Source organism: Occallatibacter riparius (assembly GCF_025264625.1).
GTDB lineage: Bacteria > Acidobacteriota > Terriglobia > Terriglobales > Acidobacteriaceae > Telmatobacter > Telmatobacter riparius.
The window spans coordinates 3,684,910-3,705,951 of the sequence record NZ_CP093313.1 but is presented as its reverse complement, the minus strand read 5'-3'; the positions used below and the strand labels follow the sequence as shown (position 1 = coordinate 3,705,951).

18 protein-coding genes are annotated in these 21,042 nt (G+C 60.3%); 11 read left to right on the top strand and 7 right to left on the bottom strand.

Annotated elements, in window-relative coordinates:
* Positions 1-123 precede the first annotated feature (123 nt).
* Both shc and MOP44_RS14985 read right to left on the bottom strand, forming a co-directional pair.
* Positions 124-2,130 carry a squalene--hopene cyclase gene (gene shc, locus MOP44_RS14990; protein WP_260790830.1) on the bottom strand — a complete coding sequence of 669 codons (2,007 nt, stop codon included), beginning with the start codon at positions 2,128-2,130 and terminating at the stop codon, positions 124-126.
* Positions 2,131-2,301: 171 nt separating this feature from the next.
* A complete protein-coding gene (locus tag MOP44_RS14985; protein ID WP_390905439.1) occupies positions 2,302-3,330 on the bottom strand; it encodes a 4-hydroxy-3-methylbut-2-enyl diphosphate reductase in 1,029 nt (342 codons plus the stop codon).
* A gap of 103 nt (positions 3,331-3,433) precedes the next feature.
* Here MOP44_RS14985 and MOP44_RS14980 point away from each other — a divergent pair, with 103 nt between their 5' ends.
* Entirely contained in the window at positions 3,434-3,886 is a 453-nt protein-coding gene (locus tag MOP44_RS14980) for an arsenate-mycothiol transferase ArsC (RefSeq protein WP_260790829.1), read from the top strand.
* Between the two features lie 129 nt (positions 3,887-4,015).
* Here the strand turns inward: MOP44_RS14980 and MOP44_RS14975 are convergent, their stop codons facing one another.
* Positions 4,016-5,488 carry a YXWGXW repeat-containing protein gene (locus MOP44_RS14975; RefSeq protein ID WP_260790828.1) on the bottom strand — a complete coding sequence of 491 codons (1,473 nt, stop codon included), beginning with the start codon at positions 5,486-5,488 and terminating at the stop codon, positions 4,016-4,018.
* 151 nt (positions 5,489-5,639) lie between these two features.
* Here MOP44_RS14975 and MOP44_RS14970 point away from each other — a divergent pair, with 151 nt between their 5' ends.
* Entirely contained in the window at positions 5,640-6,293 is a 654-nt protein-coding gene (locus tag MOP44_RS14970; RefSeq protein WP_260790827.1) for a DUF4230 domain-containing protein, read from the top strand.
* Positions 6,294-6,316: 23 nt separating this feature from the next.
* On the opposite strand, the gene MOP44_RS14965 is transcribed toward MOP44_RS14970, so the two are convergent.
* Positions 6,317-7,114, bottom strand: coding sequence for a LexA family transcriptional regulator (locus tag MOP44_RS14965; RefSeq protein ID WP_260790826.1), 798 nt, complete (start codon positions 7,112-7,114; stop codon positions 6,317-6,319).
* 434 nt (positions 7,115-7,548) lie between these two features.
* Here MOP44_RS14965 and MOP44_RS14960 point away from each other — a divergent pair, with 434 nt between their 5' ends.
* The gene (locus MOP44_RS14960; protein WP_260790825.1) at positions 7,549-7,962 is read left to right on the top strand and encodes a response regulator; all 414 of its coding nucleotides are present in this window, start codon (positions 7,549-7,551) and stop codon (positions 7,960-7,962) included.
* Between the two features lie 89 nt (positions 7,963-8,051).
* On the opposite strand, the gene recN is transcribed toward MOP44_RS14960, so the two are convergent.
* Positions 8,052-9,734 (bottom strand): DNA repair protein RecN, encoded by a 1,683-nt coding sequence (gene recN, locus MOP44_RS14955; RefSeq protein WP_260790824.1) that lies wholly within the window; start codon positions 9,732-9,734, stop codon positions 8,052-8,054.
* A gap of 481 nt (positions 9,735-10,215) precedes the next feature.
* On the opposite strand from recN, the gene MOP44_RS14950 reads away from it, so the two are divergent.
* The 8 genes from MOP44_RS14950 (at position 10,216) to MOP44_RS14915 (ending at position 17,450) form a co-directional block, all read left to right on the top strand.
* The gene (locus tag MOP44_RS14950; protein WP_260790822.1) at positions 10,216-11,076 is read left to right on the top strand and encodes a MotA/TolQ/ExbB proton channel family protein; all 861 of its coding nucleotides are present in this window, start codon (positions 10,216-10,218) and stop codon (positions 11,074-11,076) included.
* Positions 11,077-11,079: 3 nt separating this feature from the next.
* Complete coding sequence (locus tag MOP44_RS14945) at positions 11,080-11,508, top strand: ExbD/TolR family protein (protein WP_260790820.1); 429 nt, start codon at positions 11,080-11,082, stop codon at positions 11,506-11,508.
* 123 nt (positions 11,509-11,631) lie between these two features.
* The gene (locus MOP44_RS14940; protein WP_260790818.1) at positions 11,632-12,426 is read left to right on the top strand and encodes an energy transducer TonB; all 795 of its coding nucleotides are present in this window, start codon (positions 11,632-11,634) and stop codon (positions 12,424-12,426) included.
* Positions 12,427-12,520: 94 nt separating this feature from the next.
* The gene (gene tolB, locus MOP44_RS14935; RefSeq protein ID WP_260790816.1) at positions 12,521-13,861 is read left to right on the top strand and encodes a Tol-Pal system beta propeller repeat protein TolB; all 1,341 of its coding nucleotides are present in this window, start codon (positions 12,521-12,523) and stop codon (positions 13,859-13,861) included.
* A gap of 355 nt (positions 13,862-14,216) precedes the next feature.
* Positions 14,217-14,954 (top strand): peptidoglycan-associated lipoprotein Pal, encoded by a 738-nt coding sequence (gene pal / locus MOP44_RS14930; RefSeq protein ID WP_260790814.1) that lies wholly within the window; start codon positions 14,217-14,219, stop codon positions 14,952-14,954.
* A 195-nt stretch (positions 14,955-15,149) separates the two neighbouring features.
* Positions 15,150-16,052, top strand: coding sequence for a tetratricopeptide repeat protein (locus MOP44_RS14925; RefSeq protein ID WP_260790812.1), 903 nt, complete (start codon positions 15,150-15,152; stop codon positions 16,050-16,052).
* Positions 16,053-16,315: 263 nt separating this feature from the next.
* Positions 16,316-16,951 (top strand): pyridoxamine 5'-phosphate oxidase family protein, encoded by a 636-nt coding sequence (locus tag MOP44_RS14920; protein ID WP_260790810.1) that lies wholly within the window; start codon positions 16,316-16,318, stop codon positions 16,949-16,951.
* A gap of 31 nt (positions 16,952-16,982) precedes the next feature.
* Positions 16,983-17,450 carry a nuclear transport factor 2 family protein gene (locus MOP44_RS14915; protein ID WP_260790808.1) on the top strand — a complete coding sequence of 156 codons (468 nt, stop codon included), beginning with the start codon at positions 16,983-16,985 and terminating at the stop codon, positions 17,448-17,450.
* A gap of 652 nt (positions 17,451-18,102) precedes the next feature.
* Here the strand turns inward: MOP44_RS14915 and MOP44_RS14910 are convergent.
* Together MOP44_RS14910 and MOP44_RS14905 are read right to left on the bottom strand one after the other, a co-directional pair.
* Complete coding sequence (locus MOP44_RS14910) at positions 18,103-19,140, bottom strand: 2-oxoacid:ferredoxin oxidoreductase subunit beta (RefSeq protein ID WP_260790806.1); 1,038 nt, start codon at positions 19,138-19,140, stop codon at positions 18,103-18,105.
* A gap of 3 nt (positions 19,141-19,143) precedes the next feature.
* Positions 19,144-20,985, bottom strand: coding sequence for a 2-oxoacid:acceptor oxidoreductase subunit alpha (locus MOP44_RS14905; protein ID WP_260790804.1), 1,842 nt, complete (start codon positions 20,983-20,985; stop codon positions 19,144-19,146).
* Between the last annotated feature and the right edge of the window lie 57 nt (positions 20,986-21,042).

Sequence of the window (21,042 nt, the reverse complement as noted above, 5' to 3'; positions counted from 1 at the left end):
TGCAGTGTTGGCGCGATTGCGTTGTGCGCCCTTGCATAAAAACCTCAGGGGCTAAATCCCCATCGGTGAGGGCTGGCTTGATTGTCAGGGCTGAAGCCCCGACCTACCAGTCCCAATTCATGTTCACGCCGTGCGCTCCATGGCACGACGGTACGTGGTGAGCGCCATGAGCGGGAAGTACTGCCGGTACATCGTGTATGCCAGGTAGAACACTTTGGGGAAGCCGGTGCCGGTGATGATGCTCTCGCGCCGCGCACCTTCGCCCATGGATTCGTCCCAGCCGCCGTCTTCGCGCTGCCGCTCGAGGAGCCAGCGGACGCCTTTGGCGATGGAGTCGGAGCGGTCGTCGCCTGCGGCGAGAAGGCCAAGCAGCGCCCAGGCCGTCTGCGAAGGAGTGCTGACGCCTACGCCGCGCGTGTTGGGGTCGTCATAGGTGCCACACGACTCGCCCCAGCCGCCGTCGGAGTTCTGCACCATGCGGATCCATTCGGCTGCCTGCTGCACCTGCGGCTCGTTGTGATCGAAGCCGATGGCCTCAAGGCCGCGCAGGACGAGGAATGTTCCGTAGATGTAGTTCACGCCCCAGCGACCGAACCAACTTCCGTCCGGCTCCTGCTCCTTGAGGATGAACCTGATCGCCTTCTGCACCCGCTTGTCTTCCTGGGTGTAGCCGTAGGCGGCAAGCATTTCGAGCATGCGGCCGGTGATGTCGACTGTCGGCGGGTCGAGCATGGCGTTGTGATCGGCGAACGGGATGTACTGGAAGATCATCTTCGTGTTGTCTTTGTCGAAGCTGCCCCAGCCGCCGTTGCGGCACTGCATGGCGAATTCCCAGGCGATGGCGCGCTGGCACACATCGATCTGGCGGCGCTCCGCGGGGTGGTTCACCTTGTTCAGCGCGAGGAGAACCTGCGCCGTGTCGTCCGTGTCGGGATAAAACTCGTTGTTGAACTCGAAGTACCAGCCGCCGGGTTCGGTGTTGGGAACCTTCACCGACCAGTCGCCCTTATGACGGACTTCTTTGGAGAGCATCCAGTCGGCGGCCTTGACCATGCGGGGATCGTTGGCGGGCACGCCTGCCTCGCCCAGCGCGAATACGGCTTGCGCGGTATCCCACACAGGAGAGACGCAGGGCTGCATGCGGAAGGTCGGCTCCGGCATGACGTCGCTGGCTGCTTCTTCGATACCGAGCTTTTCGAACTCGTCGCGCGCGCGGATGACCTGCGGATCGTCTTCCGAGTAGCCGAGGCAGCGCAGCGCCAGAATTGCGTTCAGCATGGCGGGGTAGATGGCGCCAAGGCCGTCGGTCATCTCGAAGCGTTCGAGCATCCACTTCTCGGCTTTTTTGAGCGCCATCTTCCGGACGGGGCGGAGGTGGACGGCTTCAGCCCAGTGTGCAAGGCGATCGGTGGCGATGAAGAAGTTGCGCCAGGAGAACCACTTCTTCCTGTCCCACTGGAGGCGGAGCTTCGACTTGTCGCGTCCTTCGACGAAGAGCTCGTCGATTCCCTGCTCGGCCGGAATCTTCTTGAACGGCTTTTTGGCGTAGATGATGGCCAACGGCACGAGGATGGAGCGCGACCACGAGGAGATCTCGTAGATGTTGAAGTAGAACCACTTGGGGAACAAGACGATCTCGGGCGGGACAGCGGGGACGGCATCGTAGTCGTACTGGCCCAGAGCGCAGAGGTACATCTTGGTGAAGGTGTTACACGCGACTACGCCGCCGTTGGCAAGCGCCCATTCGCGCGCCTTCACCATGGCAGGGTCGTCTTTGCTCAAGCCCATGAGCTTGGCTGAAAAATAACATTTTACGGTGAGCGAGATGTTGCCGGGGCCGCCGGGATAGAGGCTCCAGCTTCCGTCGTCGTTCTGGTAGCGCATCATCTCAGTGAATGCGCGGCGCAGACGGCCGGGGTCTCCACTTTCGAGCAAGGTGTGAAGGAAGATGTAGTCGGCTTCGAGCATGGAGTCGGCCTCGAGCTCGCCGCACCAGTAGCCGTCCGCATGCTGACGCGAGAGGATATAGTCCGCTGCTCTCAGGACCGATGACTTTACATCTTCCAGATCCGCGTCAAGGCGGCCAAAACGGGGAGCCGTGACGTGTTGTGTCCCCTGCGGTTGACTCATGCGCTCTTCAGAATGCCTCGGTTACTGCACCGGAAAATCCCGGATTGAGTACGTTGCGCGGCCAAACAGGTTTTCCGGCTTTCATGCCAATGTACATGAACCGCCCCGTCGGTCGACGCGCAAACATAGAAATCGAAATATGCGGCCGAGTGGTCCGCTTTCTAGGTGAAATCAGCGGACAGGAACAGCTTCGTTGCCGCCTGCACCGCCAATCGCCTGCACGATCTCGGGAGGCAGGCCGAAGCGAACATTTTCCGGCATGACCTCTACTTCTTCGACGCTGGCATAGCCGTTTTGGCGCAAATAATTCACCACGTCCTCCACCAGCACTTCAGGGGCTGACGCTCCGGCCGTAACTGCAACATTATTAACACCTTCAAGCCACGCGGGGTCGATGGCGCGGGAGTCATCGATGAGGTACCCCTTGGTGCCGAGATTGCGCGAAACTTCGACCAGCCGGTTGGAGTTGGAGCTGTTGGTGGAGCCCACGACCAGCACCAGGTCGGCGTTATGCGCCACGTTGCGCACCGCAACCTGCCGGTTTTCAGTGGCATAGCAGATGTCCTGCGAGTGCGGGCCGACGATATTGGGGAACTTTTCCTTGAGCGCGTGGATGATGTCGCGCGCCTCGTCCAGCGAGAGCGTGGTCTGGGTCAGGTAGGCGACACGGTTGGGGTCGGGAACCTGGAGACTGTCGACTTCAGCGGCGCTGGAGACGACCTGCGTCACCTGAGGAGCCTCGCCCAGTGTGCCCTCGATTTCGTCGTGGTCGCGGTGGCCGATGAGCACCAGCGAGTAACCCTGCTTTGCGAACTTGACCGCCTCGATATGAACCTTGGTGACCAGCGGACAGGTGGCGTCAATGACCTTGAGATTGCGCCCCTTGGAGCGTTCGCGAACCGCCGGCGAGACGCCGTGCGCGGAATAGATCACGCGGTGGCCGTCGGGAACATCGTCGATCTCATGGACGAAGATCGCGCCCTTTTCCGCCAGCTCATTGACAACGTGGCGGTTATGCACGATCTCGCGGCGAACGTAGATGGGCGCGCCGAAGGTTTCGAGGGCGATGTTGACGATGTCGATGGCGCGCACCACGCCCGCGCAGAAGCCGCGCGGCTTGAGGAGCAGAACGCGCTTGTCTGAGGGGGAAGCTCCGGTACCGGCACCGTTCGAGATGGGTTCGAGGGCAGTGGAAGTCACACTACAAGTATACCAACCGGCAAGTTAATTGCACATTCTCCAGCGAAAGAGTGAAGCAGAGAAGCTGGGAAGCCATTCGTGCGATTCTATGCTGGTCCTCGCAATGAGAATCCACTTCGTTTGTACCGGCAACATTTACCGCAGCCGTCTGGCAGAGGCTTACTGCACCTCCCGGTGCGTGCTGGGCGTACATGTTTCTTCGAGCGGTATAGCGGCCGGAAGGGACGGAGATGCGGCTATCTCGCCTTACGCAGCCGACGTGCTGAACCAGTTCGGCCTCGGCTCCTTTGCGTCGGCGAATTGGCAGCGGACGACGGAGGACCTGGTGCGCGCAGCCGACGTACTTGTTCTTATGGAATCTGAGCACCGCCGGTTTTGTGCGGATTGGATCGAGTACGCCCGTCAAAGAGTCGAGGTATGGGAAGTCGAAGACGTCGGGCCGATTCCTGAGGCCGAGATACCGGAAAAGGTTCAGCAGACGTTTGAAGTGATACGGCAGCGGATTGACACGCTGGTGGCGGCACTCGGCGTGGCGAGCGAGCGGACAGACCGTTGAATACACTACTGCGAAGGCGAGTCCTCGACGGGGACTAAGCCCTGTGATACAACTCGCCCAACAGCAAAAAAGGTCAGCCGCTTCCTTGCGAGAAGCGGCTGACCTTTTTTGACTTGATTTGTCCGAGAGTTACCGGTGCGGCCGGGACTCGTGCTGCGGCTGGGGGGCCTGATGAAACTCCGGCATGCGCTGCTGCTGCGGCTGCGGGCGGTACTGCTGCTGTGGCTGAGGCTGAGGCCGGTACTGAGGCTGAGGCTGAGGCCGGTATTGAGGTTGGGCCTGAGGCTGAGGCCGATACTGCTGTTGTGGCTGAGGCCGGTATTGGGGCTGAGGCTGCGGCCGGTATTGAGGTTGGGCTTGCGGCTGCGGGCGGTATTGCTGCTGCGGCTGAGGCTGCGGACGATACTGCTGCTGCGGCTGAGGCCTGTATTGCTGCTGAGGCTCTGGACGAGACTGCACCTGCGGAGCCGGGTGGTACGACGGGATCGGCTGAATGCGCGATGGCGAGTCGTAGCGGGGCTGCGCCTGCTGCCGGTTTTGCTGCTGCGGCTGAGCCTGCGGCATGTTGGGACGATAGAGCTGTTGCGTGGCAGGCTGCTGCGGCCGGTTGTTCTGCGGGTTTTCGTTGGGCATGCGCTGCGGCTGCATGGTGTGTTGCTGCTGCGACTGGGCCTGCTGCATTCCGGCGAATCCATGCTGCGGCTGGTTCACAGGCGCTGCGGTGATGCGGGAGTTCTCGTTCTGACGCATGTTGGGCGGCATGGTGTTTTGCGGCCGGTTGACCGGCTGTGCCGGCTGGATGGTCCGGTTTCCAGTCTCCGGAGCGTTGCCACGGGGGTTGCCGGTCGTGGGAAGCCCGCGGCGGGCATCTACGGCAGTCGGCGCCTGCATGTGCTCGGCTGGAAGCGGGCGGGCAACGGCGACGGTGCGCGGATTGCCATGGTTCGCGTTGAAGAAGTTCTGGCGGTCGGAGCGCGCTTGCTGCATGTGCTGCTCCTGGAAGCGGGTGGGCGACGCATGCGGCATCTGCATGGCGTGGCGCTCTTCAGGCGTGGGCATGTGCTGAATTCCGTGCGGGCCGCCGGCGTAGGCGATGTGGTTGTTGTTCACGATGGTGTTTTCGTGAACGATGGTGTTGTTGATGTAGGTGTTGTGAATGTAGGTGCGGTTCACGTTGACGATGGCAGTGTTGTAGAAGAAATGATCGTGATGCCACTCGCCGCCCGCAAAGCCGACGCCCATGTAGCCGAAGCCATAGTTAACGCCGCCGTAGTAGCCGACGACGGGGCCCCAATATCCGGTATGGAAGGCGTAGAAGCCGTTGCTCCAGCCCCAGTAAGGAGGCGTCCACAGGGCGCCCTCGTAGGGAGCCGGCACCCACGCGCCGGGAACCCAGTAGTACTGCTCCTGATCGTAGTCATAAGCCCAGTAGCCGGGAGTCCAAATCATGTTCGGCTCGGGGCATGGAGGCTGCACATAGACCGGTAGAGGAGGAGGCGCTATGCCCACGCTAATAAACACTCCGGCGTGTGCCGATGAGACCGGAACAACCGCGAGCAGCAGAGCGAAGAGAAAGAGTCGAACTGATTGGAAGCGCCGCATGGAACTGTCCTCCTTGAACCCCCTGCAGCCTTTGAGTCCGGTGCAGGTTACCTTCCTAAAAACCCAGGTTATGGAAAAAGTTGCAGGAGGCTTTCGGCCGACGGATTTGCGGCCCGGCGATAGCTGGGATTAAGCTGGCATCGAATCCTCCATGAGCGATCTTGAGAACGCGAATCCCAACCGCAGCAGCCGCGCCCTGTGGGTGGTGCTGGTGGGATCTGTGCTGCTTGCCGTTTTTGTTGTGATTGTCCTGGTACCGACCCTTCTCGTGCGGGCCGGTATATGGTCCTTCGGCAACGGAACTTTCGGCCGCATCACGCACATTGATACCTCGGCAACGGCGGTGGTGGAGAAGATACGGCAGCTATCGCGGCTAGAGTCGGTGAACTACACCGTGGACAAGATCGTCGAGGCCAACAAGGATACGCCGGGGGTTCCCAACTTCCTTGCGGGCGACCGCATGCTGTTTATCGCGCACGGCGACGTGATTGCCGGCGTAGACCTGACGCAGCTGGGCAAGAATGACGTGCAGGTGAATGGCGACTCGGCGCAGGTTCGTTTACCCGCGGCGCAGATCCTGGTGACGCGTATCGATAACACGCGAAGCCGTGTGTATCAGCGCACGACCGGGCTGCTGGTTCCTGCTGATCCGAATCTTGAGTCACAGGTGCGCCAAGTGGCCGAGGAGCAGATCAGGCAGGCCGCACTGGACGATAAGATCCTGGACAAAGCCCGCGACAACGCGCGCGTAACCGTAACGGGCCTGCTCTACGCGCTGGGGTTCAAGAAAGTGGACGTGAAGTAAGACTTGCGACAAATTGCCGTTATCTACGCGGCTGGGACGGTATCGCGCGAGACCCACCACAGGATTTGGCCAAACACCTTCCACTTGGAAGCGTTGCTCACGTCGAGCGGCAGATACCGGTGGTTTGCCGAAATGAGCAGGTCAGTTCCTTCAAGCCGCTGGAGGCGCGCCACCTTGAAGCCGAGGTCTCGATGCGAGACGACGACAAGCTTTTTGTCGAGTTGATCGCGATCGGTGGCCGAGGTATCGACAAAGAGGATGGAGCCGGGCGGGACAACTGGCATCATGGAATCGCCCTGAAGATGCATGCCGATCATGTGCTCGGGATTGGGGCACCAGGCGAGGGGAGCCAGAATCAGCTCTTCGACTTCCACTTCAGCGAGACTAACGTTTTCACCGGGTGGAATCGGATCTCCATAGGCAGAGGCGTGGAGAAGCGGAATTGCCACAGCGCCCGAGGCCGCGGTTAGTTCCTTCGAAACTCGCTTCCCGGCGACGACGTTGAGTTCGTCGAGGTTGACGCGAAGCGAGGATGCGACTCGGTGGAGGCTGGTGTCGGGCAGGTTGGCAACGTCCATGCCGGCGCGCTCCCAGAAGTAGACGGCATCGGGACGCGGGGCCAGATTGCCGAGGGCGACATACCCTTCGGCCGTGGGCTCGTGTTTTCCCTGAATCCAGCGGGATACGGTGGCGGGCGAAACCCCGAGGCGTTCAGCCAGGCGCGCCTGGGTGATCTTGAGGTCAGAAATGAGGCGCAGAATTCGATCTGCCCACTCCGGCACGAGGGATGGCTGTGCCGTTATTGAATACTCCGGTTTCAAGCTTTGACCTTCCCGTAAGTTGTTCCATCTATGGAATTTCCTCGATGGAAACAGTTTCTGGGGCCCGTGCAGGTATCCTAGCAGGAATCTGCGCGCATCTAACGGTCCAGTGGGAATCGCGAGAGCTAAAACTCACCGCGAACCCGGGAAGTAACGCCGATTTGTAAGCCGCACCGGCAACCGGAACGCCGGGCGGGGTTTTTCTACAAGTTAGACGCCAAACCTAGTTTTGCGGTAAGCATGCGCCGGAACGGAAATATCCGCAAGGGGTGCCCATCGGCTCTTTGGTAATCGCGAACCTTTATTTGAGTAATACAGCTTTCATTTGGGTCTTCAATTGATATATCTGCATTGCCACTCCACCTGGGAACGTTTTCATTTCGGCAACCCTAGGCGAGGTAGATGAGCTGGCGATCGCGGCAAGGAGCAAGAACATGCCAGGCCTTCCAGGCAGCCGCAAAATCATGGTGGTCGACGATGAAGAGACGATCGCCGATACGCTGGCTTTGATCTTTTCTTCGAATGGTTACGACGCGCGCAGTACCTACTCCGCCGAGCAGGCATTGGAGACGCTTGAGGAGTGGAAGCCCGACCTCGCGATTATCGATGTGGTGCTGCCGGGGATGAACGGGATTGAGTTCGCCATTTTTTTGAAGGCGAGCTATCCCGATGTGCACTTCCTGCTGTTCAGCGGGCAGCCGGGCACGGGCGGGCTGCTGGAAGAGGCCAAGAAGAAGGGGCACCTCTTCGAGATCCTGGCCAAGCCGCTGCACCCGACGTTCATGCTGGCTACGGTGGCTAATATGCTGTCGGCACCGCCGATCGATGCGAGTCATTTGCCAAATTGAAAAATACAGGGAATAGGGAGTAGGGAACAGGGAATAGAAGGCGCCCGTTCTGGAGCGCTCGGCTGATGCCTCGTTCCGACTGCGTATACCTATTTGCTGGCGGCGATCATTTGGGCGGCGTGCTGGAGGCTTGTCTCCGTGACTGTGGCGCCGGAGAGCATGCGCGCGACTTCATGCGTGCTCTGGCGCTGATCGAGGAGACGGATCTGCGTTTTGGTGCGGCCGCCACTCTCGCGCTTATCAATGAGGAAATGCTGATCGGCGAAGGCGGCGATCTGTGGCAGGTGCGTGACGCAGAGGATCTGCTGACCACGGCTCAGAGCTTTCAGTTTCTGACCGACAGCTTCTGCGGCACGGCCTCCGATGCCGATGTCGATTTCATCGAAGACGAGTGTGCGCGGCGTGGGCGTCTTGCGCTTGTTCTTCGACGTGGTTTCTTCGACGGCTACTTTGAGGGCGAGCATGACTCGACTCATTTCGCCACCTGAGGCGATTTCGTGCAGCGGCTTCAGCGGCTCGCCGGCGTTGGTGGCGATGCGGTATTCAACTTCGTCCCAGCCCGCGGCGGACCAGTTCTGCTCTTCTTCATTTGCGGCAACTTCGATTTCGAAGCGGACCTTCATCGCGAGGGAGTTGATCTGCGCTTCGGCCTGCTTGGCGAGGCGCGCCGCCGCGGCTTTGCGTTCGATGCTTAGCGCAGCAGCGGCTTTGCGATATTCCGCTGCGGTGCGATCGACTTCGGCGCGAAGAGTCTTCAGGATTTCGTCGCGGTCTTCTACCTCAGAGAGTTTGCGGGCGACGTCTTCACTGAAGGCGAGGATCTCGGCGACAGTCTTACCGTATTTGCGCTTGAGACGGTCAATGATGGCGAGGCGGTCTTCGATTTCGGCGAGACGATCGGGGCTAGCATTGATGCCTTCGGCGTAATCGCGCAGGCTTGTGGCGACGTCGTCGACGATCGCGCCGGCGGATTTGAGTTGCTGCACGGACTCGTTGAACTTGCCGTCGTAGCGCGCGAGCTCTTCCACGTGCTTGATGGCGGCGCGCAGGCAGACCTCAACGGAGATGCCGCCTTCGTAAAGTTGATCGAATGCGCCCATGGCCGCGGCGTAGAGCTTTTCAGCGTTGGCGAGCACGCGCTTTTCGGTCTCGAGCGCCTCGTCTTCTTCGGGCTCGAGTTTGGCGGCGTCGATCTCTTTCGATTGGTAGGTCCAGAGATCGACCATGCGGAGGCGGTCCTGCTCGCCTTCGAGAAGGTCGGCGAGTTTGTCGCTGGCCTGCTTCCACTTTGTGTACGCCTCGTTAACGGCTTCGAGCGAGATGCCGGCGAAGCGATCGAGCAGGTGGCGCTGCTGGCCCTGGTCAAAGCTGACGAGCGTTTCGGTCTGGGCGTGGACGAGCGCGAGTTCGGGAGCGAGTTGCTTGAGCACCGCGACCGTGGCGGGCTGGTTGTTGACGAAGACTCTTCCCTTCCCGCTGGTGAGGATTTCGCGACGGAGGATGACTTCAGTGCCTTCTACGTCGATGCCGTTTTCCTCGAGGATCGCTTCAGCGCCTGCAGTGGCTTCAAAAACGCAGGAGACGACAGCGCGATCTGCGCCATGGCGGATGACCTCGGCAGAGGACTTGCCGCCCATGAGAAGCGCGAGCGCATCGACGAGGATGGATTTGCCTGCACCGGTTTCACCCGTGAGCAGGTTGAGCCCCGGCCCGAAGACCGCGATGGCGTGATCGATGACTGCGTAGTTCTCTGCGCGTAATTCTATGAGCATTTTCTGTCTGGGGCAGTGGCTATCCGAGCGCAGCATAGCATGTGCGGGGCTGCTTCGGGTTGTGGCCGACGGGTGCTATCAAACACAGTGAATCAGGTCTATCAATTTTCAGAACCGCCAGGACAACGAGACTGCGAGAAAGGAGAAGTCCAGATACGAAGCTTGATGAGGACTCTGGCGCTGCGGCGAATCGGTTTTTGCAATGACTAAGCGTCTATCCGCTATCGATCAGCATCCCTCGGGGGCTGAAGCCCCCGAGGGATCAGGGGAACGGCATGCGGGCTGCCTGAAGGCAGCCCCTGATACGAAGCACCTCTTCTAGACAGTTTTCAGCAAGCTGTGAAGTCGTGCCCTTTCACTTTGTTTGTGCCTGCCAAATTTTCTGCCGCCAGGGTATTAGCCATGGGTTTATCGGCTCGACGCATCTAATTGGGTAACTTGGATGGCCTTCGTGCGTCTGATACCGTTAATGATGAGGTGAATGGCGATTTTTACCCCTCTAGCCTTTGCTTTTCTGTTACAGAATGATGCCGCTTCAGCGCCGGTAGACGGTGGGCTTGCGCACGGAGCGAGCTCATTGATGGACCTGATGAGCCAGATCGGCCCGGTTGCGATCGGGGTGCTGCTTGTCCTGCTGCTGTCGAGCCTTTATTCGTGGACGATCATCTTCCGCAAGTGGTCAACATTCCGCACAGCGACGAACGCCAGCAAGCGCTTCGTGCGGACGTTCCGCAAGGCGACGCGGCTTCAGGAAATTGCGGCGATCACGGGCGACTACAAGGACAGCCCGCTGGCGCAGGTATTTGAAGACGTCTACGAGACGTACAAACGGCAGACCGGCGGAGGAGGCCCACCGCGCAACCTGGCTCCGCTGGAGCGCAGCGCGCAGACGGCAGCGAGTGAAGCTGTGACGAGCCTGGAGCGCCGCCTGTCGTGGCTTGCGACAATCGCCGCGGTTAGTCCGTTTGTGGGCTTGTTCGGAACCGTGATGGGCATCGTAGAAGCGTTCCACGGACTGGGCACTGCGGGCGCGGCCACGCTGCGCGCGGTTGCGCCGGGCATTGCGGAAGCGCTGATCACGACGGCCGCTGGATTGTTTGTCGCAGTGCCTGCCGTTGTGGCGTATAACCAGTTCGCCGCGCGCATTCGCGTGTTTGCTTCGGCTATCGATGACTTCTCGCGCGAGCTGCTGAATTCACTGGAAGAGATCCAGGTGCGGCCTTCCGCTCCGCCACCGCAGGCGGGACCCGTGCAGCCGGGACCGTATTCGAGCCCGGCAGGTGGAACTTCCTACTCACGGCCGCTTTCGGAGACGGGCCGAGAGCTTCCTTCGCGAGGTTAGACCGTGGCTTTTACGACAGCAAACGGCCGGACCCAGTCCTCGCTGGCGGAGATCAACATTACACCGCTGGTAGACGTTGTGCTGGTGCTGCTGGTCATCTTCATGATCACGGCGCCGGTGCTGCAATCGGGTATCGAAGTGGCGGTGCCGAAGACACGCACGGTGAAGGAAATCACCGAGCAGCGGCTTGTGGTCACCATCGATCGCGACTCGAATGTGTTTCTCGGCGACTCGCCGGTGAATATCCACGACCTGGGGCAGAAACTGCATGACGCCAGTGGCAGCGGCGACACGGTGAAGCAGGTGATTTATCTGCGCGCCGACGAACGCGTGACTTTCGGCGCTTTCGCCAGCGTGATGGACGCAGTCAAACAGGCGGGGATCACGAATATTTCGATTGTGACGCAGCCGTTGGATAAGAGCGGCAAGTAGTTTTGGGATGCTCAGGGGCTAAAGCCCCCTGAGAGTTTTTGAGATCTGATTTGATGTCCGGGCTAAAGCCCGGACCTACCAGCCCGGACTCACCGCCGGAACTACCATTCGGACCTGCCAATTATGAGCGTCCTGCTTGAGCGCGAAGAACACCTGGAACGAGAGCTGACGGGCGAGCCGATCGCCGCGCCGGCTACGGGATCGGTGTTGCTGCATCTCGCACTGGCGGGGGCGATCGCGGCCTATTACCTGGTCAACATCTCGCACAACCTGTGGGGCGGGCCGAATGTGGGCGGCGCGATTGCGGTGAATCTAGTATCGAGCGCGATTCCGCTACCAAGCGATGTACCGCCGAACCAGAACGTGCTGGCAACGGACAAGCCTAGCCCAGCGCCTGCGCCGCCGGAGCCGAAGACCGTCGCCCCTAAGGTGGATGAGCAGACGATTCCGATCCAGGACAAGAAGGCGCCCCCACCGAAGCCTCAGCCTACGCCGCCCAAGACGCAGCAGAAGGTGGCGCAGCCGCAGCCACAGAACAAGGCGCAGTACGGCGAAATGGCTGCGAATAATTTGCCGCGTGCAGTGCAGGGACAGACGAATCCGGGGCCGACGTCGATTACGCAGGGTGATTTCGGAACGCGATTTGCGTGGTATGTGGACGGCATCAATCGCAAGATGTCGCAGGCGTGGAACAAGTTTGAAGTTGACCCGCGAACTCCGAAAGGTGCGCGCGTTTTCGTCACCTTTCCGATTTCGAGGAACGGCCAGCCGGGCAATCCGCAATTGGACAGATCGAGCGGCAGCCCGACGCTGGACAGATCGTGCCTGCGCGCCGTGCAGCGCGTTGACACATTCGGTGCGCTTCCCAACGGTTACAACGGCAGTACTTTGAACGTTTCGTATTATTGTGAGTACTGATTCTGCAACACGATCGAGGGCATCCTGCATGTTCGATCGCCAGCCTCGTAGCACGCCCCGTCCGCTATCCCTCATATTTCAGGAAGGAATACCTATGAAGAAGTTTCCCCTGTTTCTTCTGACGCTTGTTGCCCTGATTCTTCTTACCGCTCCAACGTATGCCCAGGACTGGGTTCACGCCGGAACGAACCTGGGCAATGCGCGCATCCGGCTGGGCGCGGCTGATTTCAAGCCCGTGGGCGCCGACCCGCAGACGCCGGCGTTGAAGGCGACGTTCGACGCTACGCTGTTCAGCGACTTGCAGAATGCGGGCATCTTCGATTTGGTGTCGAAGTCGATGGCGCCGCAGGGGACGCCGGGATCGCAGCAGGAGATGAATCTCGGGCAGTGGTCGGCTGCTCCTGCGCTGGCGGAGATGGTGGCGTTTGGCGCACTGCAGAGCAACAACGGGCGGCTGTCTGTAACTGGGTTTCTGGACGACACGCGCAACACGCAGAGCCCGCAGGTTTTGACGCAGCAGTACAACGAGGCGGCCAGCCAGGATATGGCGCGGACGGTGGCGCACCGCTTTGCCGACGCCATTATCGAGCGGCTGGGCGGCGGGATTAACGGTATTGCAGAGACGAAGATCTACTTTGTTTCCAACAGGACAGGGACGAAGGAGATCTGGGCGATGGACTACGACGGGCAGAATCAGCACCAAGTTACACATCTGGGCAGCACTTCGATATCTCCCCGCATCTCACCGGACAACAACCGAATTGCGTTTTGTTCCCTGGGCAAGGACGGGTGGGCGATTCGGATGTATTCGCTCGAGCTTGGGCGGATTGTGAGTTTCCCGGGAGGGTCCGCAGGTGGCAACAACTTCTCGCCAGCATGGGCAGCCGATGGATCGAAGGTCGCCTTTTCGTCCGGACGAACCGGGAACCCGGAGATATGGGTTGCCGACGCGAGCGGTGGAAATCTGCGTAAGCTCACGTCGTTCCGCGAACCCGACGTCTCTCCCACCTGGAACCCCCGCACCAACGCGCAAATCGCATGGGTGAGCGGGCGGACCGGGCTGCCGCAGATCTACATCATGGATCAGGACGGCTCTAACATTCAGCGCATGACGGACGGCGGGTACGCGATCTCGCCTAGCTGGCATCCGAATGGCGCGATGCTGACGTTCAGCTGGAATCGCAAGTACGGGCCGGGCGCGCCGGGCGGGCAGGACATCTACGTGATGGACATTGCCTCGAAGCGCTGGATGCAGCTCACGCATGATTCGGGGTCTAATGATTTTCCGTCGTGGTCGCCCGACGGGCGGCATATTGTGTTTGAGCGCACGGTGGGTCACAAGGCGCAGATCTGGTCGATGCTGGCCGATGGCACGCAGCAGCAGCAGCTGACGCACGGCGGCGAGAACTTCATGCCTAACTGGAGTTGGAAGTAGAGGCTTCGCGCTGAGGCAGGGACGTGCCCTGCCTTGGCTAAACTTGTTCCGCGTGTCACATTCTGGACCTGCAGGAACCTTCGATTGATACCCTGTGCGAAAAGGTTCATCCGCGGGCAGCTCCGCACCGTTTACTGCAACAACATACAGTTGCCAGCGCTATGATGGGTGTGTCGTTCTGATTAGTTCCATGGGCCGGGCGCAAGCTCTAAATCATGCAGCTCCTGAATCCGTCCAGGCGCGGGCCGCTCCCCTGTTCGCTGAGGCAGTTGGTCTCTCATCGCCCATAACAGGTTTGTACATGGTCGGTTCTGAAACAGTTGCTCCCTTAACATCCGCCGAAGGAGAGTGCAAATTGAAAAAAACATTTCGTCTTGTCGTTCCGCTTTTTCTGCTTGTCGCCCTGGTTGCCATTGCTGGTTGCAAGAAGAAGGAAAAGCCCGTGCCGCCAGCAGCAGAGGCTCCGCCGGCCGCACCTGCTCCAACTGCTCAGCTCACGGCTACGCCTTCGAGCATTTCGGCAGGCGACCAGGTTCAGCTGACATGGAAGACGACGGACGCTACCAGCGTTTCGATCGACGGCCTCGGCGATGTGCCGACGTCGGGCGTGAAGTCGGTTTCGCCCACCGCATCGACCAGCTACCACCTGGTGGCTCGCGGTGAAGGCGGCACGGCTGATGCCACCGCCCGCGTGACTGTGGAGCAGAAGCCCGCTGTGGCGGTGCCGAGCAACACGATGAGCGAGGAAGAAGAGTTCCGCGCCAGTGTGCACGACATCTTCTTCGACTACGACACGGCGGACATCCGCGCCGACGGGCAGAGCACTTTGTCGCAGGATGCGGCTTATCTGAACAGCCACCCGAATGTGAAGGTGGTAATCGGCGGCTATTGCGACGAGCGGGGATCGAACGAGTACAACCTTGCGCTGGGCCAGAACCGCGCCGAGGCTGCGCGCAACGCGCTGGTGAATGCCGGCGTGGCGGCAACCCGGCTGCGCGTGATCAGCTACGGCAAGGAGAAGCCGTTCTGCAGCGAGTCCACCGAAGAGTGCTGGCAGCAGAATCGCCGCGCCGGCTTCGCGCTGGATAAGTAGACCGGCGGGATAGGGCGGCGGTTCGCTGCTGCCCCGTCTATCGATGTGAGCGGAGCATCGGCTTCGCGACGGTCCATGGGGGAGCGGTCCACGCCTCTTTAGCGAGCGCGTGGACCGCGGCTTTTATACTGATACCTGGCAATCTGCGCGTCACGTTCCGCTGCCACAACTTTCAGGCACCAAGCAGGTGAATGCATGCATTCGATTCGCAAGTTCTCTACCCGTCTTCTGGCCATCGCTGTTCTTGCCGCCACGGTGAATTTCGCTCCGGTTCGCGCTCACGCGGTCTCGAAAGAGATTGTGGAACTGCAGACCCAGGTGCAGCAGTTGCTGGACATGGTGCAGCGTCTGCAATCGACGATGGATTCGCGCTTTGGGGTGATTCAGCACCTGGTGGAGCAGAGCACCGACAGCGCCAATCGCATGTCGGCTGCGGTGACTGACTTGCAACAGAAGCTGGCGTCGCAGAACGAGGCGATGAGCGGCAAGATCGACTCGAGCGCGGCTTCAGTGCAGTCGCTGAACGACTCGGTGGATGAGCTGAAGTCGCGTGTGGGCAAGCTGCAGGACGCGCTGAACCAGATCCAGACGCAGTTGCAGAACGCGCAGCCGGCGCCGGGTGGTCAGGGGGCTCCGCAGGGGGGAGCCGGACAGCCGGGTCCGGGAGCGCAGGCCGGTCCGGCGGCAAACGCAGCGCCTCCACTAGAGGACACGTTTCAGGCCGGGGTGCGCGACTTCAACAGCGCAAAGTACAACGTGGCGCAGGGCGAGTTCCAGGACATCATTCAGTACTACCCAAACGATGACCTGGCGGGGCAGGCACAGTTCTACCTAGGCGAGATTGCGTACCGGCAGCAGGATTACGGCAATGCCATCAAGTCGTACAACTCGGTTCTAGAGGGATTTCCGACCAGCAACAAGGCTCCCGCGGCGCAGTTGCACAAGGGACTCTCGCTGCTGGCTCAGAACAAGCGGAATCCGGGGATTGAGGAGCTGCGGGCGCTGATCCGGAAGCATCCGCAAACGCCGGAAGCGGCACAGGCGCGGACGAAGCTGAATGGGATGGGGGTCAAGATCACGGCTTCGGCGCCTCGCTGAAGTCTTCGGTTTGTCCCTACATCCTTGTGCGTGTAAATATCTTATATAGAGCCATTTAGAAGACAAGACCGTCGAGAAACTGCCTTCCTCTGGGCGCGATGCGCACGGAGCCGACAGCCCGGTTGGCGTCCCACCCCGGTAGCCGATCTTGGGCGCTACTCCACATAAAGGATCGACCAGCGTCGAAACGCATCTTCTCGATACGCGGCATTTCGCGCTGTTAGACCGGGGCCATCTTCCCTGCCCCGATCCCGTGAGGTGTTATGAGCTTTGGTTCGCTGCTGTTCACGCCGGTCGTCAAAGAACTCCAGGAGCGATACGGCAGTCGACGACAGTATGAGAGGTTCTCGAAATCGGATGACTCCTCCGCTCACCTAACCGAGTTTGAGATCGAGTTCCTCGCTGAGCGGGACAGCTTTTACTGGGCGACGATAGGCGCAACGGGATGGCCGTACGTTCAACATCGCGGCGGCCCAAAAGGATTTCTCAAGGTGGTCGACGATCACACGCTGGCATTGGGTGACTTCCGGGGCAACAAGCAGTTCATCAGTACAGGAAATTTGCTCACCGATAACAGGGTGGCCATGATCCTGGTCGACTATCCCCGCCAGGCGCGGCTCAAGATTCTGGGGCGTGTCGATGTGCTTGAAGGAGAAGCAGCGAGCGAATGGATCGAACGCGTCCGGATGCCGGGATACAAGGCGGTGATTGAGCGGGTGTTCCTCATTCACGTTGACGCCTATGACTGGAATTGTCCCCAGCACATAACTCCGCGGTATACCGCCGAAGAGATTCGCGAGGCTGTCCACGGGATCGAGGAACGGATTGACGTTCTCGAAAAAGAGAATCAGGCATTGCGCCAGGAATTGGAGAAGGCGCGCGTCCGAACTGGAAACTGAAGTTCACCCCGAATGGGAAGGAGCACACCTGATGTCTTCACGTCCCCCTCTGCCTCCGTTTACGTTGGAGACTGCGATCCAGAAGGTCCGCCTGGCTGAAGATGCGTGGAACACGCGAGACCCGGAGAAGGTTTCTCTCGCCTACACTCCTGACTCGCGATGGCGAAATCGAGCGGAGTTTCCAACGGGAAGAGAACAGATCGTTGGTTTTCTCACTCGGAAATGGATCCGAGAGTTGGACTACCGCCTGATCAAGGAACTATGGGCATTTCGTGAGAATCGGATCGCGGTGCGCTTTGCCTACGAGTGCCATGACGATTCGGGCAACTGGTTCCGCGCCTACGGTAATGAGAATTGGGAATTCGATGAGAATGGATTGATGTCTGCGCGGCATGCCAGCATTAACGAACTCCCGATCAAGGCTTCCGATCGGAAGTTTCACTGGCCGCTCGGCAGGAGGCCGGATGATCATCCTGGGTTGAGTGCGCTGGGACTCTGATATTCAAAAGTAATTCGGAGGGCTGGGGTGAGTCTGTGGTTTCCCAGGTCCCAAAACCGGAGACCCGGGGAACCCCTGCAGTGTGAATTTTCAAACGCGGTTCGACACGACGCGGCGCTTCCCGCGTAAAACCCTTGTCACGATGAACGTGCCAAGGGGCAGTCCGACTGAAATAAACAATAGTGGCGGATGAAATGCTCGCCGCCATCCGAAAGTAGTCAAGAGACCAAACCAGAGTCCCATCGGTGCCCAGTGCACCAGACGCCAAACGCGCTCTCGACGTGGAAGACTCTCGGTCAAATCATGCGCGTCCCACCAGGCCATGAACGCACCCCAGGGAATTCCGATTCCAAGCGCTTCTAGCCACTCACGGACTGTCCCCATTGCTTTCCTCGGACGCTGAATTGACTACATTTTACAGCCCGGAAGAGGTATCGCCAGCGGAAGTATCGCCGTCTGGTCGGAAGTAATACAAAGCAACCGCGGATCCCTCGCTGTGCTCGGGATGACAGGTCTGTGGAGGAGGGGCCCTTATCGGCACGACTGAAGTCATGCCCTTTCACATGCTCGTGCACTAAGCCTTCTGAGTGAGGGATAAATGAAAGGCCCCGCATCGCTGCGGGGCCTTGTTGTCTAGTGCCTGTTCCCTGCCCTACTGCAGGTTCGCCATTAGCTGCTCTAAGGCGGACTTGGGGGGGCGGGTTTGGGATTCTGGGAGGGTGCCGAGGGGCTGGTCGACGACGTTCAGAAGGTCCATGAAGCTGGGCTTCTGGGTGTCGATGTAGAAGACGCCGGTGAGGACTTCCTGGTCTGCTTGCGCCTCCATCAGCGTACGGACGGCGTTCGCCTTGCTGGTGGGGTCGTAGTCGTCCTTGAGCTTGCGGAGGCGCAGGCTGGAGCCGTCGTGCATTTCGACGTCGTAGACCTGGCCCGAGTCGTAGTCGACTTCGATGTCGTCGAAGCTGGCCACGAACCCTATTTCGGCGACGGGCTCGTCGTGGTCCTGCATGAACTTGTAGCTCTTGGTGGAGCCTTCGTGATCATTGAAGGTGACGCAGGGGCTGATGACGTCGAGCATCACCGTGCCCTTATGCGCGATGGCGGCCTTCAGCATGGCGAGGAGCTGCTTCTTGTCGCCGGAGAAGGAGCGGCCAACGAACGTTGCGCCGAGCTGGATGGCAAGGGCGCAGGTGTCGATGGGCGGAAGGTCGTTGATGACGCCGGTTTTGAGCTTGGAGCCGAGGTCCGCTGTCGCGGAGAACTGGCCCTTGGTGAGGCCGTAGACGCCGTTGTTCTCGATGATGTAAATCATCGGCAGGTTGCGGCGCAGCAGGTGCACGAATTGGCCCATGCCGATGGAGGCGGTGTCGCCGTCGCCGGAGACGCCGATGGTCGTCATGGTGTGGTTCGCAAGAATCGCGCCGGTGGAGACCGAGGGCATGCGGCCGTGCACGCTGTTGAAGCTGTGCGCGCGGCTCATGAAGTAGGCGGGGCTCTTGGAGGAACAGCCGATGCCGCTCATCTTCATGACGCGCTCGGGCTCTACGCCCATTTCGTACATGGCGTCGATGATGCGCTCAGAGATGGCGTTGTGGCCGCAGCCGGCGCAGAGCGTGGACTTGCCGCCACGGTACTCGAGGATGGGAAGGCCGATGCGATTGGTCTTAGGAGTGGGTGTCGCGGTTGCCATGGATTAGAGGCCCTCCTTCGTGGCGAACTCGTCGGTGATGCTGCGTGCGTCGAGGGGCAGGCCGGCGTAGTAGAGGATGGAGCGCAGCTTGGTGACCTGGTCGGCTGGAAGGTCCAGCTTGAGGAGGCTCTCCATCTGTGCATCGCGGTTCTGCTCGATGATGTAGACGCGCTCGTGCGACGCGATGAAGTCGTGGATCTCATGCGCGAACGGATAGGCGCGGACGCGGAGGTAGTCGACGTCGGTCTTGTACTCGGCCTTGATCTGGTCGAGGCTCTCGAGCACCGCGTAGTCGGAACTGCCGTAGGCGATGAAGCCGACCTTCGACGTGCCGTTCTTTACGATCTGCGGAGCGGGAACTATGGTACGTGCGCTCTCGAATTTGCGGGTGAGGCGATCGACGACGTACTGGTACTCGTCCGGCTTCTCCGTGTATCCGGCGCTGGCGTTATGGCCGGAGCCGCGGGTGAAGTAGGCAGCCTTGGGATGCATGGTGCCGGGCAAGGTGCGCCAGCCGATGGCATCGCCGTCGACGTCCTTGTACCGTGCGAAGCTGCCGAGTTTGTCCAGATCTTCCTTGGTGAGGACCTTCCCGCGGTCGAGGGGCTTGGTTGGATATTCGAACTGGTCGGACATCCAGTTGTTCATGCCGAGGTCGAGATCGGTGAGCACGAAGACGGGGGTCTGGAGGCGCTCAGCGATGTCGAAGGCCTCACCGGCTAACTCGAAGCACTCCTTGACGGAGCCGGGGAACAGCAGGATGTGCTTGGTGTCGCCGTGGGAGAGGAAGGCGGTGGAGAGCACGTCGGCCTGCTGGGTGCGGGTAGGCATGCCGGTGGAGGGGCCGCTGCGCTGCACGTCGAAGATGACGCCGGGGATTTCGGCGTAGTAGCCGAGTCCGGCGAACTCGCCCATGAGGGAGATGCCGGGGCCTGAGGTGGCGGTCATGGAGCGAGCGCCAGCCCAGCCTGCGCCGAGCACCATGCCGATAGCGGCGAGCTCGTCTTCAGCCTGAACGACAGCGAAGGTGGCCTTGCCCTCGGGGGTGACGCGGTACTTCTTCAGGATGTCTGTGGTGGCTTCGACCAGCGACGTGGACGGAGTGATGGGGTACCACGCGACGACGGTGACGCCCGCGAATACTGAGCCCATGCCGCAGGCGGCATTGCCGTCGATGATGATTTTGCCGGCGGTCTCGTTCATGTGCTCGATCACGAAGGGATCGTGCTTGACGAGCTTCTGGGCGGCGAAGTCCCATCCGGCCTTAACTGCGCCGAAGTTGAGATCAAATACCTTCTGCTTCTTCGCGAACTGCTTCTTAACCGACTTCTCGACGATGTCGAGGTCGATGGACAGGAGTTGCGCGACGACGCCCACGTAGACCATGTTCTTGACGAGCTTGCGGAGCTTGGCCTCAGGGCAGACGGATGCAGTGATCTTGTCGAAGGGGACGGCGTAGCAGACGACGTCGTTACGATATTGGGCGAGGTTGAGGTTCTCCTCGTAGATGGCAACTGCGCCGGCGGGGAGGCCGAGGATGTCGTCTTTCGCCGTTTCGGGGTTCAAGGCCACCAGGATTTCGGTATCGCGCTTGCGGGCGACGTACCCGTCTTTGCTGGCGCGGATGGTGTACCAGGTGGGAAGTCCGGCGATGTTCGACGGGAAGAGGTTCTTGCCACTGACAGGAACGCCCATTCCGAAGATGCTTTTCAGCAGTACGCTATTGGCGGATTGCGAGCCGGACCCGTTCACCGTTGCTACGTTGATGCTGAAGTCGTTAACTACGCGCTGGCGCGCGTCTGTGCGGCCCTGTTCTTGACCCAGGACCAGGTCTCCAGTCGCCATTTGGGCGGGATTCCCTTCCGATGAGATTCGTTGCGGAGAGTACCTTGTAGCTCCTAT

Coding starts and splice junctions, on each gene's coding strand:
- tolB (WP_260790816.1), top strand. CDS start 12,521: ATGAAGAAGTTTCCCCTGTTTCTTCTGACGCTTGTTGCCCTGATTCTT.
- MOP44_RS14970 (WP_260790827.1), top strand. CDS start 5,640: ATGAGCGATCTTGAGAACGCGAATCCCAACCGCAGCAGCCGCGCCCTG.
- MOP44_RS14915 (WP_260790808.1), top strand. CDS start 16,983: ATGTCTTCACGTCCCCCTCTGCCTCCGTTTACGTTGGAGACTGCGATC.
- MOP44_RS14960 (WP_260790825.1), top strand. CDS start 7,549: ATGCCAGGCCTTCCAGGCAGCCGCAAAATCATGGTGGTCGACGATGAA.
- MOP44_RS14920 (WP_260790810.1), top strand. CDS start 16,316: ATGAGCTTTGGTTCGCTGCTGTTCACGCCGGTCGTCAAAGAACTCCAG.
- recN (WP_260790824.1), bottom strand. CDS start 9,734: ATGCTCATAGAATTACGCGCAGAGAACTACGCAGTCATCGATCACGCC.
- shc (WP_260790830.1), bottom strand. CDS start 2,130: ATGAGTCAACCGCAGGGGACACAACACGTCACGGCTCCCCGTTTTGGC.
- MOP44_RS14925 (WP_260790812.1), top strand. CDS start 15,150: ATGCATTCGATTCGCAAGTTCTCTACCCGTCTTCTGGCCATCGCTGTT.
- MOP44_RS14975 (WP_260790828.1), bottom strand. CDS start 5,488: ATGCGGCGCTTCCAATCAGTTCGACTCTTTCTCTTCGCTCTGCTGCTC.
- MOP44_RS14980 (WP_260790829.1), top strand. CDS start 3,434: ATGAGAATCCACTTCGTTTGTACCGGCAACATTTACCGCAGCCGTCTG.
- MOP44_RS14910 (WP_260790806.1), bottom strand. CDS start 19,140: ATGGCAACCGCGACACCCACTCCTAAGACCAATCGCATCGGCCTTCCC.
- MOP44_RS14905 (WP_260790804.1), bottom strand. CDS start 20,985: ATGGCGACTGGAGACCTGGTCCTGGGTCAAGAACAGGGCCGCACAGAC.
- MOP44_RS14950 (WP_260790822.1), top strand. CDS start 10,216: ATGGCGATTTTTACCCCTCTAGCCTTTGCTTTTCTGTTACAGAATGAT.
- MOP44_RS14940 (WP_260790818.1), top strand. CDS start 11,632: ATGAGCGTCCTGCTTGAGCGCGAAGAACACCTGGAACGAGAGCTGACG.